Source organism: Desulfofundulus luciae, assembly GCF_030813795.1.
Taxonomy (GTDB): domain Bacteria; phylum Bacillota; class Desulfotomaculia; order Desulfotomaculales; family Desulfovirgulaceae; genus Desulfofundulus; species Desulfofundulus luciae.
In genome coordinates, this window is record NZ_JAUSUX010000039.1 from 1 (window position 1) to 16,128 (window position 16,128).

The following is a 16,128-nucleotide window of genomic DNA, read 5'->3' on the forward strand; positions in this document are numbered from 1 at the left end:
CCGCTTCAGTTCCGTCTGTGACAGGGTAACCATCTCCTTCATACTGACATTTTCACTGACGGATTTTACCCTGACAATATCACAGACGGATCACACCGGGCAGTCAACTTCCCTTGACATTATGGTGGCTATATGTTAGATTAAAAGCAGGAATGCCATAACAACGGCGGTAGTGCCTCGACCTGTCGAGGTTTTTGGTTAGGCCCTCTAAACTGCTGGCACAGTTTAGAGGGTTTTTAATCCCGCCGGACTTGACAATGTCGCTTTCTTTAATTAAATTAAAGGTAGGAATCCCATAACCAGAACGGCACGAGCGCCTCATACTGCCGGGGCTTTTAGTGAAACCCTTGGAAACCGATGCGGCGGTTCCAAGGGTTTTCAACTACTTGCGCCGGTCAGTTATGTGGACGACGAGGGTGAGCAGTAGAATGACCGCTATTACGATCTGGATTGCGTCCGATGTTGTGAGCATTCCTGCCTCACCCCCCTTCGGAGAAAAATCTCCCCCGGCAGGTGAGGCCCGTCCGGTTATGGTATTCCTTGTCTTATTTTAGCAAACGCTATCAGTTTGGACAAGGGACTTAAAGCGGAACAAAAAACAAAAGCAATCCGGTTATTCGTTAGCTTGGAGTAAAAAACGTTCTATCATAACGTTCGGTCAAGAAACCAAAAAACCTTCTGATTCCCTCTGGTGACTTGGATAACAGCCATTCGAACTTCCATATCAAAACAAGCAATCCGCTGCTAACTGAGACTCCATAAAAACCCAACCCAGGGTTACTTGAGGCCATAGAAAAGTAATAAGGAAATTTTAGCAATACTGCGAGCGATGCTACAATCTTAAAAACCAGGGTAAGGTTCGGCAATCCCTCTTTGTTCTGGATTTTATATGTAAACCAAAGCCAAACATAAAGGAAGACAATAATCCCTTCCATAGAAGGTATACCTGTGGCAAATCCCAACACAGCTAAGCACAGCAGGTAAAACCCAAGAGCCTTATAATCTATATTCCTCAACCTGTCGTTTAACCACCAAAACCAACCCGAGATAATCATTAGTAGTTGACCTGTACGAGATATTGATTCTCCTAATCCTGTAAACATCGAACCAAATGCTCCCATAAATCTTCCTGCAATCATGTTTCCCATATCTGCACCAAAACCGGAACCGAACATACCAAATATCGCCTGAATTGGAGCTACGATCAGCGGCGTCGTCACCCATATAAACGCTCCCAAAGTAAAAAGACAGCTTGCTGCTATCGCTGGCACAACAATTAGTGCGTAATAAGCCCAATTTAAAAACATATGCGTTAAAAAGATTGCTGAAACCGTAGCCAATAACAGTACAGCCCGGATATCAATTTCCGAAGGCGCTTCCGACAACCAGAAAGGCAAAACAAGTAAAAATGAAATAAAGTAAAGTATCCCCAAAATTACCGAACCGTCCTTAATACGAGTTAATAAAGCAACTATCTTTTCCCACGTAATATCCATGTCTGTTTCCTCCTAATCAAACATTCTATCCAAACAAAGGAATAGGTTCTCAGGAACAAGATTCTACAACCTTTTTATAAAACTGCTACCCCATAGAGAAAGGTTATTTTCGGGCTTTGAAAACAAGCGCTCCCCCAACAGGCGGGACGGAAGCCCGGAATCGCCCGCCTTGAATACATTGAGATCCCCGAATACCAGGAAGCTGTTTTTCGCGCGGGATACAGCGACGTTCAGCATATTTTTGCCCTTGTTAAAGAAGAAGTCCGCTGGGTTGCCGTCCCTGACAATGCATACCGGAGAAAATACCACCACGTCTCTTTCTGCACCCTGAAGAGCGTGCACCGTACCGGCAGTTATAATTTTCTCGCCTCCTCTAAGTGCAGCAAAACGGGAAAGTTTCAGCATATTGTTAATCAACTTTTTTTGCGCGACGAAAGGGGTCAGAATCGCAATAATTTCATAGATTTGCTTCTCACCCCGGCCGTAAAGGGCTTCCAGGTAGTCCTTGTACGCCAGAATCCATTCGAGAATAGCCTCCGCCTCTTTCTCGTTGATTCGGCTACCTCCCACATATCGCGATTGACCGGGTACATGCAGATAACCAAAGGGCGGCAGTGCACCAGGCGGAATTTCAGAACCTCGCTTGGGTTCTAATCTTCCTCCATAGGCCAGCCTGTTGCAATAATCTATGATTTCATCCAAGCAGCGGTAGTGCTCGCTCAGGAACATGCCCCGTTCCGGGTAGGGATTGCCGTTAGAATCGTACTTCTGGTACCTGCACGCCCGCTGCGCGATGGCCATGACACACCCGCTTGACACTGTAATGCCTTTTGCTTTAATTTCGTCGTACTTTTTATCGAGATCGTCTGCTTGCTTTATAACCTCGTGCCTCACAAGGTTTCCAATATCAACCGGTTTGGGGATTTTACATACCGGCTCGATTTGCAGAAGATCACCTACCACAACGGCCTTTCGGGCCAGGGCAAATGCTGGAGCAGCCAGGTTGGGTAGCACCTGTCCCGCCTCGTCGATGATCAAAAGATCGGCAAAATTATACAGGGGAAAAATCCTCTGCTCAGAATAGCTCCGCGGCGGAGGTGCAGAAAGAATCTTTGGCAGTATGTAAAGCGTAGACACCATGCAGGGCGTAAGCATGGCGTAAAGCTTGAGCTTTCTCTCCACTCTTTCCTTGCCCGTAGGCATCCGGCCGCTTTCATTAAGCTGGTGCAGAAGCTCGACTTCCTTAAGCCACCGGGCTTCCCAGTAGTGGGTCGCCAGCAAAAAAGCCTTGTGACGCGGGGTTACGTCAAGGTCATTTAGGAAGCTGCCCAGGTTTTTTACCTCTTCTTCAAATTCCGCCAGTTTGGGCATCAGTTTCAGGACGCTTTCACGGGCTGTTTCAATGTTTTTCTTTTCCGCTGTTATTTGTCGGCTGTCTTCATTGAGGCGAAGCTTTTCTTTTTTCTTCAGTTCTTTACTATTCAGGGCAGCCTGCATCCCGGCTGAAATGAAATAACTAATTTCGCCGTTTGCCTGTTCTAATCCGTGATATTGTACGAACGCGGCCAGCCGGGCCTGGCGTCTCCTTTTGACAACAGGAAGGAACCAGGCCAACTTCCACCAGAAAGGTTCGCTCTTCTGATGGAGCCTCCATGCTCTATCAAGATTAAGCCACTTTTCACACTCAATAGAAATTACAGAAATGCTTTTTTCCACTTCGATTATTTGGTTCCGCAATTCTGTCTCCCGGGCCTCAACTTTTTTAAGGTGTTCGCCAAGCGCGCCAGGCAGGTCTTTGAAGTCTATACCATCCAGGCCAAACCTTTTCCTGATATCATCCAGCTCATCCAATACGTGCTTATACCTGGAAAGAACTTCTTTCTTTTTGCCGACAGACTCTCGAATCAGGAGCACGCATTTTTCAAGCTCCCGGTGCAGTATGCAAAGTGCCGTGTCAATTGACTGGGGCTTGGCACCAAAACATTGTTCGAACTTTTTCATAAAGAAGTCGGATGCCGCTAAAAGATATCCCCGCTCCTCCACTTTTCCTGGAAACCCAGAGTTGGCAGGAAAATAATAAAAATTGGTTGAGGCAACCTGAAAGCGGGAATTTGCCTCATTGAACAGATTTGCTGCTGGAAAATATAGGCCATAGCTTTTAACTTCAGGCAGCCATCGTTCGGCCAGCGGATTGCCCGGGTTATGTTCGAGAACTTTTCCGAAGCTGTCGATGATATTGGTTACAGCCTGATTGTTGGCCGATACCGCCACTATTATTGGTGGTTCAGATTGATAAAAGGCAGCCTCCACCCAAAGCGTAGCGATGATACTGTGCAAAAGAGTGGTCTTACCTGTCCCGGGCGGGCCATTGACAGCCAGTATTTCTCCATCCTTTAAAGTTAGAAAATGGTGCAAAGCCTCTCTCTGTGAGGGGGCTAAAGGAAACTTGGCAGTCATCTGGCCGCAATGTTTTGAGGCCTGATCCAGCGTCTGTTCCAGGCCCATTACGGCCGTCACCGGCTCATCGGTCATGGAGAGATACTTTTCTAAAAGCGGAACGTTTCGATTATCGCTGATTATTGCATCATAAAGCTTGATTAGGTGTACCGCGGGATTGTCTACACCGTCGTCAGAAACCACGTAAGCCTTATTATATATCGTGTAATCAGAAACTTTTATATTTCCTACCACGGCTTTAAGCATTTTCTGGCCGTACTCAAGCAGTCCCTGCCAATCTGTACAGGCAATTTCCGGAGAGTTTTCCTGTATAAACTTTTCGACGTCATCCAACCTCCCGACTGTTAAGTCCGCTACTTCGCCGAGCGCCGGTTCCAGCAACTTTCTACTGATCCAGGGATATTTGCCTTGCCTGGGGCGCAATTCAAGCTCAGATGTAAGGTCCGCTGGAATCCAAAGTAATGCCCGGTCTTTCTTCTTTTTTTGACCGTGCTGGGCTTTCCCTTGTAATTGCACCGGACAAACCAGAACACGGGCAGGTTGTTCATTACCTGGTTTTTCAGCTTCTTCAACCTTTAAACCCAATCTTTTTACTGCCTCTTCACTCAGTGATTCTTTGCTAATTTTTCCCGCTCTTAATTCCTCAGAGGTTATTTCCAACACCTCTTCCGGAAGTTCGTCGTCTACCCGTTCGGCATCGATCAAGCTATCCCGCCAATAATTTAGGAGTTCCACATAGCCCGTATGCAAACTCGACCCCCCCGCCAAACAACTATTGCATTTTGTATGCTTCCTCGTCGCAGCGGGAAAGCCCTTCGGGAAATTTGTCTTGTTATGTCGATAACAGTAGACTAGACTTTACAACACCCCCGCCAGCACCGTCCTCCAAAACTCTTCCACCACCCGGGCCGCCTCATGCAGCACCGGCGCGTGCGCCCCGAACATTTGCGCGGTCCAGTCCATACCCCAGACTACTGCAGAAACCAGAACCACTACCGCTGTAATGGAAAAAGCCAGGGAGACGGCCTGTTTCAGCGTCGCCCAGTCCACCCGGGCGGGCCGTGTTGAAAGAGGCGTGTATAATTCCCGCGGGTGGGACTTCTCCCAGGCTTCCTTCACTTTCCGACTTCTCTTTTCCGCGTACATGAGCCGGTCAGCTTCTTTAATGGTAGCCTGGAGGTCCCGCGCACCCTCGGATATGCCCGTGGAAAACCCCACTTCCAGGTTTCCCGTGTCCGGGGCGCAGTGTTTCCACTCCCTGCGCAGGTTTTCCACTACCTTTTCCGCGTCCGCGCGGGCTGTCCCGGGCAAAATCAGTACAAACTCATCGCCGCCCCAGCGAACGGCCAGGTCCCGGCCCTTCAGGTTCTCCACCAGCATTTTCCCGAAAGCAGCCAGAACCCCGTCACCCATTTCGTGACCCAGGATATCATTAACCGGCTTGAAGTTATCCAGATCGATGAAGACCACCGTATAAAAACCCGTGGGGGAGAATCTTTCTAAGAGGTACCGCCTGGTGAAACATCCGGTCAAAGCATCCCGGTAGAAAGCATCCGGGACATCATCTTTAAACTCGCTTACAGATGATGGCAGTTCACAACGCCCCTCACCGCAAGCATTCTCTTCGTATTCTTCATCGATTTCTTTCCGGTCCAGCTCCTCTTCCCGACGCCCAGCTTGAAACTGCGCTTCTTCAATCTGACCTTCCGAATCGCAAATGGTAGCCTCACTCGTCCGAGACTTCCCCAAAAAACGAAGGATGGTGCGTGCCAATCCGGTGATGTCTTTTTTTTCTCTCCGGGCACCCCCGGAAACGCCCTGTACCTCCACTTCCCCCACCGCCGCCTCGTCGGGCTCTAGGCCCGCATCGGCCAGCGTGGCCGGGTTCAGTACCCGGTACGTCACCGTTTCCGGGCTGACCGGGTCCCACACGATGTCATATACCCCTAGGGCCACGGCCCTCCGGGCCAGGTCCACCGCTTTTTTATCGTCCCGGCGGCCGGGCAGCAGTATAACGCGCAGGCCGGCCATGCGGAGTTCTTTCACCAGATCCACCGTATCAGCCTGCCCGGGCAGGTGGAGGGAGAGAACCACCACGTCCGCCCCGCGGTCTTTCGTAAGCGACAGGAGGCCCTCGCGGTAGTAGCACTCGCCAGCCACCTCTATGTTCCGGCTGGAGAGTTCGCCGGAAATGCTCCCGTCGAGTTCTTCCAAACCCGTTGCAATTAGAACACGCAACCAGAATCACCTCCCCAAAAAGAAAAACCGGGCGTATGCCCGGCAACTACTGCGAACTATTGCGGCTGTACTACCAGCAGCGGGTTGATCCAGTGGGCGTCGGGGTCGTCCCGGTAAGGACACATCAACCCGCCTTCAGTAATGCCGAAGTGAAGGTGTGGACCATAAGAATTCCCCGTATTCCCCACCGCGCCTATCCTGTCCCCGGGCCGCACCGCTTGTTTTTCCGAAACGTCTATCCTGCTCAGGTGGGCGTACAGGTACATGTGCACGCCGTCGTAAATGCATACAGTGTTGCCGTACCCGCCCCACCATCCTGCAAAGACCACCGCGCCGCCGGAAACCGACACCACCGCTGTGCCTTCCGGTGCGGCGATGTCGATGCCCTGGTGCAGGTGTCCCGGCCTGGGTTCGTGGAACCAGCCCGTGATCTTCCGGTGCCCCGGTACCGGCCACACCGCTCCGGCCTGCATGCCTTCAGCGTACCCCAGTATGTCCGGGATGTAGTGTTCCTTCCCGTTAATGGCCCTGTCAACGTCGTCGCCAAAACCCCCGTATTTCGCCAGGGCCTTCAGCACCTGCGGGTCAGATTTCCACCCGTCATTTTTCCAATCAATGCTTTTGGGGTCACCCATATAATCGGCTAGTACCAGTGCTCCGGCCAGTATTTGCGCCCTGGGGTCCCACTGGTAGAGTTCCGGCGGCGAGAACCCCAGCCGGAGCCACCTGTCCTTCCAGTAGTCCGGGTGCTGCTGGGAAATCCCGAAACAGCCGGTACCGGTGTTGACTGCCGTGGGATCCCAGGACGATTCCCTCTGAAAGACGGCCGCCAGGAACCACCAGGGTATCCCGAACCTTTCCTCCGCTTCCTTCAAAAACGGCATGTACTCCGGCGGAACCATCGCCCCGGAAGCAATTGTTTCCGCCCCGTAATTGGAAGTGAGCCACTGAAGCCATTCCTTCTGCTGCGTGAATCCTTCTCCGGCCTCCATCACCCAGTAGCGCGTTTGTTCTATCTGTTTCTCTTTGTCCAAAATTCCATCAAGTTTGTACAGGTTCTTCAGGTACTGCTTAATCCACTGATACCTGTCCGGCCAGAGCTGGATTGTGTCCTTAAGCTGCCAGGTCCGGGTCGTTACCGTGCACTCGCCGGACCGGTGCGTCTCCGTGACTTCCTCGTAGTGGTACTGGTACCACCCGTATATCGTGTGGGCCTCCACCAGCAGGTAGACATCGTGTGTCTCCGAATGGGAACCCTTCGGGCAGGAGACGGAGTAGCTCTCCGTCCGCTTGATGTAATAAAAGTGCGGGTGCAAGTCCTTTGCCACCTTCTCCCGCAGCCAGTCCGGTATCTCCTGCTTGTTGAAAATGTACTGCCAGTACAGACACACTGCGTGGACCGTGCCCCACCTTAGCCGCAGGTCGAAGTCATGCCGGTACTCATCCTTCAGAGCGTGCATGTTCTCGAAACCAGTTTGCGGGTAATACCGGAAGCTCCTGAAGGACTCCTCCGGTACCAGGTAGGTGTCCGCGGCGTTCCACGCCGGCCCCTCCCCCCAGACCGTACTCGTCAGCCGCTCGTATTTCGCCCTGATAACTTTGTCCTGCGGGGAGGAAACCACCCCGGTCATGTAGGACTGCGGGGACATGGTGCTGTATATGCCGGCCACCAGAACGGCAATGCCCAGAAAGACGGCAACGCCGACCAGTACCCACGGGAGAAACGGCAGGAGCAGCACCGCCAGTTTCTTTAACAGAAAGGAACCGATCCTCCTGCCGGCTGCTTTTCCCGCCGCCAGCGCGCGGTCGGCGTACTCCCTCGCTCTGTCTTCCGCTTCACGCAATCCCCCCACCTCTCATAAAAAAAACGGCAGGCGCCGCCGTCACGGATTGATGGAGCGTGACTGCAGTCCCTGCCGCTTTGCCCCCCAGTTTGCCGCCCAGTGACCGGTACCGACCGTGGATAAAGTAGCCGCGCCCGTGAGTTTGATTGCCGCCTTCCACGTGCTGTCGGCACCGGTATACTGCTGCAGCGCTTCCCCGAGAGAGGCGTTGTTACCCAAACTTCGGCGGATCTCGCGGACACCCTTTATGGCATTGAACGTCGTCATGGCCATACGGGTCCCTGCTCCGGTTGTCGCCGACACCAGGCCGCCTACAAGCTGTCCCATCCCGGGCGCCCCGAGGCCGCCAAACGCACTACCAAGTTTTCCGGCTATGTCCGCAACTTTCCCTCCAACAGATTGAGAACGGTGAACATCAGACGCCAGGGACGGCGAACCAGCACCTGCCGGGGCAGCTCCCGTACCGGAAACAGAATCGCCCGGACCGGTTTCCCTGGAGGCAGTCCCCGCCGGAACGTACAGCCCGCTCGGACGCTGTTCCCAATTGTTGAGCTTTGTAGAAAATGCAGATTCCGGCGAGCTCAAACCACCCCCGGATGGTGGAACAATCGGCCCGCCGAGACTTCCACCCGGTACACCACCTGAATTTAAATCGCCTCCGGGTGATGAAACGATCGGTCCGCCGAAACCTCCACCAGGGATTCCAGCCGGTGTCATACCGCCGGGTAGTACACCGCCGGAACTTCCACCCGGCACTGTACCACCGGTCATCTTCCCGGCCCTGCCGCCCAGGGAAGCGATACCGAGGCCGATCAGCCCCGCGACGGCGCCCATGCCGGTCATGGCCCCCAGAACCTTACCGGCCCACTTCTCCTCGGGTACTCCCAAAAACTTCAGGAAACCCTGCAGCAGGTTGCGGACGACTTCCGCGATCGGGATCAGCGCCACAAGCGCCACAATCGGCACCCAGAACCTGGTGTTGGATTCCTGGGCGAATATCGTGAAATACAAACTGAGTACAACCGCGTGGGCGGCCTGCATGAACACGTTTGACGTCAGCTCGCCGAGCCAGACGCCAATGGCCTGCGGGTTCCTGCCCGTCGCCCACGCGAAAGCAAAGAACGGGGTCAGCACGAGGATGGCCGCCAGCACGAACTTCCGTATGATGTACAGGAAATTGAGGTACAGCATTACCCCTACAAAGGCCAGCCGCACGAGAGCGCCCCCGAGACAGCCGGAGTAACCGGTTGAGATCGACATCGGGTCGGGCAGGTGGCCGATCTTATCCGCGGACGCGGCGTAGAAAAAGTCCACGATCCCATCGTTTACCCCGGCAAGTATCTGAAACAAAAGCGGAGCCGACAGCGTTATGAAAAGGGCCATCATGATATACAGCAGGTCGGATTTGGCGTCCGCCTGCCTCGACGGGTTGGCCGCCGCGGTGACCATCACCCTGTACCCCGACGCCACAAAAGAGAGAAACATCAAGACCCCGGTAAAACCGGTGGCCAGCGCGTACCACCACATCAGCCTCTCCCAGTCTTCTTTGTCGAAGGGTCCTGCGCCGGCGATCACTTTTTCCCCGGAACCGTTGTGGTTGTAGATCAACTCGTTGACCGGCGTGAGGCCAAAGAGTTTTTCAATGAAAAAAGACAACCCTTCTATGGGAAGGGCCAGCACCGTTTCGAACGGCCCCGGGGTGTATTCGCCCAGCGACGGACCGCTTTGCTGTTCCGCTCCAGATCCGGTCTTGCCAGGAGAATACGGCCCTACTGTAACATCGTTCGTAAACGCCCCTATGCCGTAGTGCAGGCGGTAGGTGTACGTGGTGTTTCTGTCTGTGGTCCGATCGGTGTAGCTCCCGTCCGTCTGGGGCACTTCCGCGAGATCGCTGTAACCTATCCCCTTATCACCAACGGTCCGCTGTATTGTAAGCTTTTTACCCGTCTCGCCGCCGGACCACTTGAGCGTAACGCTCCCGTCCTCGTTCCGGACGGCAGTGAAACTGCCGACGGCAAAGGCTGGAATCGTGAAAGCAAATATAAAAAACAGCGCGAGCAGGAGAGCAAGGCTACGCCTCATCCCCAACCACCCCGCCCCCTTCAAGCTGCCAGCGACCCCCTTTCGCCGGTTCCGGTGGAGCGGGGACGTGAACCCCTGTCCTCCAGCCGCTGCCTTTTTCCCGCGCATGCCCGGCTCACCCCCTTCCCTGCAGCCACGCGCAGAGCCGCTCCGCGGCGCCGAACACCACGCCCAGGAACCACATGAATATACCCGCAAAGAAAAACATTAAGTCCCCAAACCAGGCGCCACCATCATCAAAATAATCTTGAGGAGAAATGCAGCAATAACTGTACTCTTCCTCCTCATCTTCCAGTATGGCGGCCAGCAGTTCCGGGTTTTCCATCACCTGCCGGTTGAAATCGGCTATTCCGAACACCGAAAACCACTCCTTTCTACGCCATTTCGTCCGGTTTCTTCTCCAGCATACTCCACTCCCAGGGCGTTACGTACACCCTCACCTTCGCCATCTCGTCCATTATGTCGAGTACGCCGAACCCGCGTTTCCTGATGGAGCTGATGTAGTCGCGCACGCCGTCGGAGTAGCCGAGCGTGCCGCATAAAAGTTTCGCCTCTTCGGGCTTGCTCCGCATCAGGAACGCTGCCGAACACTGGGCTATGATGTTCTGACCGTCTTCGGACGCGAAATCCCGGAAGGATTGAGTCGCGATGACCAGCGACGTCCTGTACTTCCGGCCGCGCTTGGCCGCTGCCAGCAGGAACTGCACGGCGTTCGGGTGCCTCATGAACACCCACGCTTCGTCCACCAGCAGAACTTTTTCCACGTCTTTCTGGGCCTTCACGAAGTGTTCCCAGAGCCAGAGGAAAATCGCCTGCGTCGCGTAAAACCGCATCAGATCGTCTTTCTCTGTAGGCTTCAGGTTGAAGCAGACCGCCGGGACGTCCCGCACCGAGACTTTAGTTTCGCCGTCCAGGAAACCCAGCGTACCGCCCCGCGTGAAAGGTTTGAGGAGAAAGGCCACCCTCCCGTCCCTGGCCTCAATGCGCCGCACCACGTCGGAGATCGTCGGCATGCGTTTCTTGATGCGGCCCACCGCGAAAGTACCGTCGGCAAGCTTTTTCCCGCCCGGTTCGTAAAGGCTTTCCGGATCCCTGGTGATCCCGCGCGCCGCGTATTCCTCCCGCAGGGCCTCCTCGATGTGAGTCTCGCCGTCCACCCCGAGTTTTTCGCCGCGGTGTTCCAGAACGCCGGAAAAGAGCGCTGCCACCTCCCGTACCTTGCCGGGGACATCGACGTAAAATTCTTTCTTCCGGTCGTCCCACTCCGGCTCCAGGTCCAGGATGTTGAACACCGGCTCCGCCGCCGGGTCCAGCCGGACGTGAAGGCCGCCCATCTTTTCGGTCATCACGCGGAATTCGCCTTCCACGTCCAGGAACGCCACCCGTCTGCCGCAGGCGATGTTGCGCCCCACCAGCACGCTCAGGGTCACCGATTTCCCGGCCCCGGTCTGGCCGAAGACGAACATGTGCGGCGCGAACATCTCCTTCGCGAAAAGGTCCAGGAAAACCGGCGACCCGGTTTCCAGGTTGAAGCCGACAAAAACGCCGGAGGCGTGGCCGGTGTCGCACGAAGTGAGCGGAGCAAGGCATGCCGCCCCGCCCGACAGTAAATTCTAATACTGCCACCTCGCCGCGTGCGGCGGCAGAATCCCCAGAGGGAGCAGGTGGTGGATACCCCTGTCCTGCCAGTATTCCAGCGCCTGCACCCTGATACCCGCCCCGGCCATCAGGTTCTCAAACGCCTGGCAGCGCGCCTCCAGTTCGTCGGGAGACGACGACGACACCGCAAACAGCAGGCAGCAGTAGTACATGCGGTCGTAGCCGAACTGGATCGCCTGGCGCACGTTTTCCGCTTCGGCCATTTTGCGCTCGAGTTCTGGCCTGTTCGTTATGTGCCCCCCGCGCACCACTTCCAGTTCGTACTGGGAGGCCGCCTCGGTGTACTTCCTGGTCAGCTTGTTCACCGCGTCCCGGTTGGGGACGGGAACTACGTGCAGCGAAACCTCCACGTCACCGAAAGCGTACGCCCTGTCAAGCACCCACGGTACCAGCGCGGCCGGCAGCACTGCAGTGGAGTACACCCTCCTGTAGACGCCGTTCACCCGCAGGTCGCGCACGCTGACGGCCAGCCCGTCGGGCGCGTACAGCAACTGCAGCGGGTTCCCGTCATCAGAAAGACGGCCGGACTTCTTTTTTCTGCGGAACAGCAAAAGGATCAGCTCCCTTCCAGTCAATTATCGCACCGACTGAAGATACCGATTCCGCAGGACGGAATAAACGCCCCGGGTTGAAGATATCGTGCAGCAGGTTCAGCACCTGCTCTGGGAGCAGCATCTCTGTCCGTATACCGCCGGCCTGCATCGCGGCCCTGAACAAGAGCACCCGCTTGTGCAGTTCTTGTTCGGGCGATTCTCCAGGTGTATCCACACCTACGACAGCATACGACCGCCGGACTTTCACTGTTTTTTCACTGGAAAGGAACGTGTAAAAGTCCATCATCGCCAGCGCGTACTCCGCCGGGCCGCCGCGCAGGTCGGAAGCCGCCCCGGCAAGGTCCGCCGCGGCCTTTTTCAGGTCTACCATTTCGGATACGGTAAAAAACTGTACCGGAAAGTCCAGGGACAGGATACACGACCGCAAAGTGTTTGCAACCGACCGCTTTTCTTCGTCGGACAGGAGATGAAAGTTTACCCCACGCACCTGGCTGAGCGCGCGGTACCTTTTTCCGGCAAGCACGAGCATCCCGTACCTGAAGTCCGTGCCGTCGTCGCCGAGCCCGGAAACTTCCCGTATGTCTTCCACCGGGCAGAGAGATCCAAACAGGTCCTGTTTTCGTTTCGCCACCGCGATCACCTCAAAAAAAAGCCCGCGGTTCTACCGCGGGGGCCAGGTTTTCGTCAACAAAGTAAACCGCAAAATTGAGAAAATGTACTGGTCGAGAGGCCCGCCGCCGAACCGGCGGCAGTCCGGATCGGATAGGACGCCCAGCGCGGCTCCCGGAGCGCCGAAAACAGCAAGCATGACGATGATTGTCAGGGCGTCGAGTCGGTTCGTGTACAGCCAGCAGATGGTACTCAGTACACCGGCCACCGCCGGACCGACCAGCAGGTAGATGAACTGCCGCAGGGTAAAGCGGCCGCCGACGATCTTGTCTTCCTTGTCGAATTGTATCGGCGTCGGGTAGTACACGGCAGTCACCTCACGTTTTGGCCAGGTGTCCGATGACGGCCTTTGTCAGCAGCCAGGCAAAAAACACCAGCGCGGCCCCGCCTATGCCGTACAGCATTATCGCTTTAGCCCGGGCGTTTTCCTGCGGGTTGTCGCCCGTGGTCATGATCTTGAACCCGGCGTAGACCAGCACCCCAAACAGTACCGCACCCACAAACCCGGCAAACAGGTTCACAAGACCGATTAACTTGTCCGCGAGCTGTCCCGCAGCCTGATTGGCGTCGGCGTTCATCTCCGTTCCGAAGACTTTAATCTCTTCGGCATAGGCAGGATGAGCGTAAACCAGCGTGAAGATCGAAAACACAAACAACGATATCCGGGAAAAAGCTTTGCGTACAGCCGGAACACTTTTTTGCAGCACCTCACATACCCCCTTTTTGAACTGTATTTCCCAAATACTGCATCAGCCCGACAAACAGCGGAACCGCATAGAGAAACAGAAGACCTAAAAGCGCAAAAGCTATGCTGGCAATCATCCTCTTTCTCATTTCCGGAAAGAATGCCGCTATTATCAAACACACGGCGGACGCGGCTCCTACGACAAGCGACACCGGGCCTGCTACGTCAAGAAGCAGCCTGTGCACCGAAAGCAACACGTCCCATACCCTGCCGGTGAATTCTTGCCCCGCGCTCGGTGAATTCCCGACACCGTAGACATCAAATCCCATAACCAACTACCTCGTCACGTACTGAGCCAGTCCTTTGACCAGCCCGACGATGTACGGCGCCCCGTAGAACAGCAGTATGCCGAAACCTATGGACAGGACCGCGCCGACAACCTTCTGGAAGAGCTTCATGCCGCTCAAGAGCACCAGCAGCGCCGCCACGCCCGCCACGGCCAGCATGATCTTGGCCACGGCATCCGTGACGGGACCAGCCGCTTTGTAGGCACCGTCAATCATGGTGTTGACCTTCTGCGCAAACTGGTCCGGGCTCACCGGCTGGATCCCGCCGGACCCCGCTGCCGGAACCTGCTGATCGTCCGCCATCGCGGGTGTTGCCAGAACAAACAGCATAGAAATCAACAGAAAGATGACTCGTGCCTTACCTGGCAACACTTCCACCAGCCCCTTTATTGATTTTCTCAGCCGTCTTATAGGCATCGTAGATGCCGTATAGCCAGACGGCCGGCAGCAGTATAAATCCAATTACTACAGTACAGAGCAACCCAGATATGCCCGCCGCCACAAAGAGAGCAATGCCCTTACCAATCTGCCCGTTGTAAATCTGGCCAAGGCCGCAGATCAAAAAACTCAACACCGCTGCAAGTCCGGGATTTTTCATAGAAAACAGCTCCTTTCCGTTTGTAGCGCAGCCGGACCCGGGTTACAGAGAACGCTCCCCCCCCTTCCTCCCCGGGAGATTTTCTGGCTGCGCCCGGGTTATACAAAAAAAGCCCGGCACTGAGCCGGGCGAAAGGAAAGGGGAGGAATTTTTTTGGGGGAAGCCGGCCTGCCGTTCATCAGGTGGGGAAAATCCCGGACGGGCCAGCAGAATTCCCCTACCAGAACAGCAAACCGCACAAAACCAGCATGATCGGCATTACAACCACCCGCTCCAGAATGCCTCCGGTCTGGACCAGCGGCACGCGGAGGTGCGTTTTTACCGGCCATAACCAGGGTACGCCCTGGGGGTTCAGACTGTCCATGACCAGGTGGGACAGGTAGCCGATCATAATCAACGGCACCAGGTGGCTGTACACATACGCATGCGCATACCAGAACCGCAACACAAAAGCCGCCAGCAGGGTCATTACCCCCGCCCCTAAAAACGAGTGCAGCGGTCCCCGGTGGCCCACGGTCACCTTCACCGCCCACGAAGCCGGAGCCACCAGCCGCCCCAGCTTCGAGTGCGGGTCGTCCAGGTCTGGAAGAAGGGCAACAACCCCGGCTATTCCCGCCGATACCGCCATTGTTTTAAGGTCCGTGTGACCGGCAAGGAGCAACCCGGCGGCGGCCCCTCCCAGAAAGTGCGTGCGCCAGAGCATTTATCCCACCTTCTTAAGAAGCCAAAGCCCGTTTATCGCGCATCTTACCCGGTGCACGGCACGATCCAGATCTTCAACAGCCACGTTAAGTTTGTCAATATCTTCTCCGGCTTGTTTAATCTTGCTCAACGCTTTTTCAACCGCATCGAGTGCCACACCCAACTCACCACGCCTACCGTATTCCCTGCCGGCGGCAATTTCTGCCGCCTCCAGCACCGTTTCGGGACCGTAGCGGTCCATCAGGTCCAAAATCTCCTGCCGGATAGAATCAGATAACATCTGCACTCATCCCCTCTTTGTAGTAGTTTCGCTGTTTACCGCCCGCCAAGAATCTCCCCGCACCAGGGGTACAGGGGAGCCGGCATCCGGTGGATGGCCACCATGTCCGTGCCGATGACGCGCCCGCATTTCGGGCATTCCGTCGGATAGACCTTCCCAACCCCTCCGCAGGTCAAACATTGGCGTTCCCACGTTAACTCTGAACCGGAACCAAACTTTTCCTGACCGGTTCCACCACATGTGGGGCAGGTTTCCACGGACACCGCCCGCCAGCCGCGTCACTCTCCCCGGGCGGGGCCGGGATTCTAAACAAAAAGCCCGCGTTCCCGCGGGCCGCAAAAACCGGGAGGTAACCCCGCCACCGCCGCCCCTTCCGAAAACGGCGATTTTCAGCACAAAAACACAACGTAGCATGTTTTTCATTGACGTCCTCCCCCGAATGAATTCGGAGGATTCCCCGAAGAGGGAACCTTCCAAACCCTTCCAGGGTTCCCCGGGAATTCCGTGCCCCTCGCGG

Annotated in this window: 17 protein-coding genes; all 17 read right to left on the reverse strand. The window is 55.4% G+C overall.

What is annotated here, in order from left to right:
- Nucleotides 1–620 precede the first annotated feature (620 nt).
- Complete coding sequence (locus J2Z49_RS13990; RefSeq protein WP_073164119.1) at nucleotides 621–1,496, reverse strand: hypothetical protein; 876 nt, start codon at nucleotides 1,494–1,496, stop codon at nucleotides 621–623.
- Nucleotides 1,497–1,559: 63 nt separating this feature from the next.
- Nucleotides 1,560–4,703 carry a DEAD/DEAH box helicase gene (locus tag J2Z49_RS13995; RefSeq protein WP_307403699.1) on the reverse strand — a complete coding sequence of 1,048 codons (3,144 nt, stop codon included), beginning with the start codon at nucleotides 4,701–4,703 and terminating at the stop codon, nucleotides 1,560–1,562.
- A gap of 108 nt (nucleotides 4,704–4,811) precedes the next feature.
- Nucleotides 4,812–6,191 carry a GGDEF domain-containing protein gene (locus tag J2Z49_RS14000; protein WP_307403701.1) on the reverse strand — a complete coding sequence of 460 codons (1,380 nt, stop codon included), beginning with the start codon at nucleotides 6,189–6,191 and terminating at the stop codon, nucleotides 4,812–4,814.
- Nucleotides 6,192–6,247: 56 nt separating this feature from the next.
- Entirely contained in the window at nucleotides 6,248–8,035 is a 1,788-nt protein-coding gene (locus J2Z49_RS14005; RefSeq protein WP_307403703.1) for a M23 family metallopeptidase, read from the reverse strand.
- A 39-nt stretch (nucleotides 8,036–8,074) separates the two neighbouring features.
- A complete protein-coding gene (locus tag J2Z49_RS14010) occupies nucleotides 8,075–10,225 on the reverse strand; it encodes a hypothetical protein (RefSeq protein ID WP_307403705.1) in 2,151 nt (716 codons plus the stop codon).
- A gap of 7 nt (nucleotides 10,226–10,232) precedes the next feature.
- A complete protein-coding gene (locus J2Z49_RS14015) occupies nucleotides 10,233–10,475 on the reverse strand; it encodes a hypothetical protein (RefSeq protein WP_307403707.1) in 243 nt (80 codons plus the stop codon).
- 16 nt (nucleotides 10,476–10,491) lie between these two features.
- Nucleotides 10,492–11,724, reverse strand: coding sequence for a VirB4 family type IV secretion system protein (locus tag J2Z49_RS14020; RefSeq protein ID WP_307403729.1), 1,233 nt, complete (start codon nucleotides 11,722–11,724; stop codon nucleotides 10,492–10,494).
- A gap of 6 nt (nucleotides 11,725–11,730) precedes the next feature.
- Nucleotides 11,731–12,198, reverse strand: a complete 468-nt coding sequence (locus J2Z49_RS14025) for a hypothetical protein (RefSeq protein WP_307403709.1) — start codon at nucleotides 12,196–12,198, stop codon at nucleotides 11,731–11,733.
- 88 nt (nucleotides 12,199–12,286) lie between these two features.
- A complete protein-coding gene (locus J2Z49_RS14030; RefSeq protein ID WP_307403711.1) occupies nucleotides 12,287–12,961 on the reverse strand; it encodes a hypothetical protein in 675 nt (224 codons plus the stop codon).
- Between the two features lie 30 nt (nucleotides 12,962–12,991).
- Nucleotides 12,992–13,306: a PrgI family protein gene (locus J2Z49_RS14035; protein ID WP_307403713.1), complete on the reverse strand. Its 315-nt coding sequence runs from the start codon at nucleotides 13,304–13,306 to the stop codon at nucleotides 12,992–12,994.
- A gap of 10 nt (nucleotides 13,307–13,316) precedes the next feature.
- Nucleotides 13,317–13,706: a pilin gene (locus J2Z49_RS14040; RefSeq protein ID WP_307403715.1), complete on the reverse strand. Its 390-nt coding sequence runs from the start codon at nucleotides 13,704–13,706 to the stop codon at nucleotides 13,317–13,319.
- A gap of 1 nt (nucleotide 13,707) precedes the next feature.
- Nucleotides 13,708–14,013 carry a hypothetical protein gene (locus tag J2Z49_RS14045; RefSeq protein WP_307403717.1) on the reverse strand — a complete coding sequence of 102 codons (306 nt, stop codon included), beginning with the start codon at nucleotides 14,011–14,013 and terminating at the stop codon, nucleotides 13,708–13,710.
- A 6-nt stretch (nucleotides 14,014–14,019) separates the two neighbouring features.
- Nucleotides 14,020–14,409 (reverse strand): hypothetical protein, encoded by a 390-nt coding sequence (locus J2Z49_RS14050; protein ID WP_307403718.1) that lies wholly within the window; start codon nucleotides 14,407–14,409, stop codon nucleotides 14,020–14,022.
- Nucleotides 14,390–14,629 (reverse strand): hypothetical protein, encoded by a 240-nt coding sequence (locus J2Z49_RS14055; protein WP_307403720.1) that lies wholly within the window; start codon nucleotides 14,627–14,629, stop codon nucleotides 14,390–14,392. The genes J2Z49_RS14050 and J2Z49_RS14055 overlap by 20 nt, the downstream gene beginning before the upstream one ends.
- Before the next feature lie 217 nt (nucleotides 14,630–14,846).
- Nucleotides 14,847–15,332 (reverse strand): metal-dependent hydrolase, encoded by a 486-nt coding sequence (locus J2Z49_RS14060; protein WP_307403723.1) that lies wholly within the window; start codon nucleotides 15,330–15,332, stop codon nucleotides 14,847–14,849.
- Nucleotides 15,333–15,617: a hypothetical protein gene (locus tag J2Z49_RS14065; RefSeq protein WP_307403725.1), complete on the reverse strand. Its 285-nt coding sequence runs from the start codon at nucleotides 15,615–15,617 to the stop codon at nucleotides 15,333–15,335.
- 29 nt (nucleotides 15,618–15,646) lie between these two features.
- Nucleotides 15,647–15,874 carry a hypothetical protein gene (locus J2Z49_RS14070; RefSeq protein ID WP_307403727.1) on the reverse strand — a complete coding sequence of 76 codons (228 nt, stop codon included), beginning with the start codon at nucleotides 15,872–15,874 and terminating at the stop codon, nucleotides 15,647–15,649.
- Nucleotides 15,875–16,128: the final 254 nt, after the last annotated feature.

Coding starts and splice junctions, on each gene's coding strand:
- J2Z49_RS13990 (WP_073164119.1), bottom strand. CDS start 1,496: ATGGATATTACGTGGGAAAAGATAGTTGCTTTATTAACTCGTATTAAG.
- J2Z49_RS14010 (WP_307403705.1), bottom strand. CDS start 10,225: ATGCGCGGGAAAAAGGCAGCGGCTGGAGGACAGGGGTTCACGTCCCCG.
- J2Z49_RS14045 (WP_307403717.1), bottom strand. CDS start 14,013: ATGGGATTTGATGTCTACGGTGTCGGGAATTCACCGAGCGCGGGGCAA.
- J2Z49_RS14055 (WP_307403720.1), bottom strand. CDS start 14,629: ATGAAAAATCCCGGACTTGCAGCGGTGTTGAGTTTTTTGATCTGCGGC.
- J2Z49_RS14060 (WP_307403723.1), bottom strand. CDS start 15,332: ATGCTCTGGCGCACGCACTTTCTGGGAGGGGCCGCCGCCGGGTTGCTC.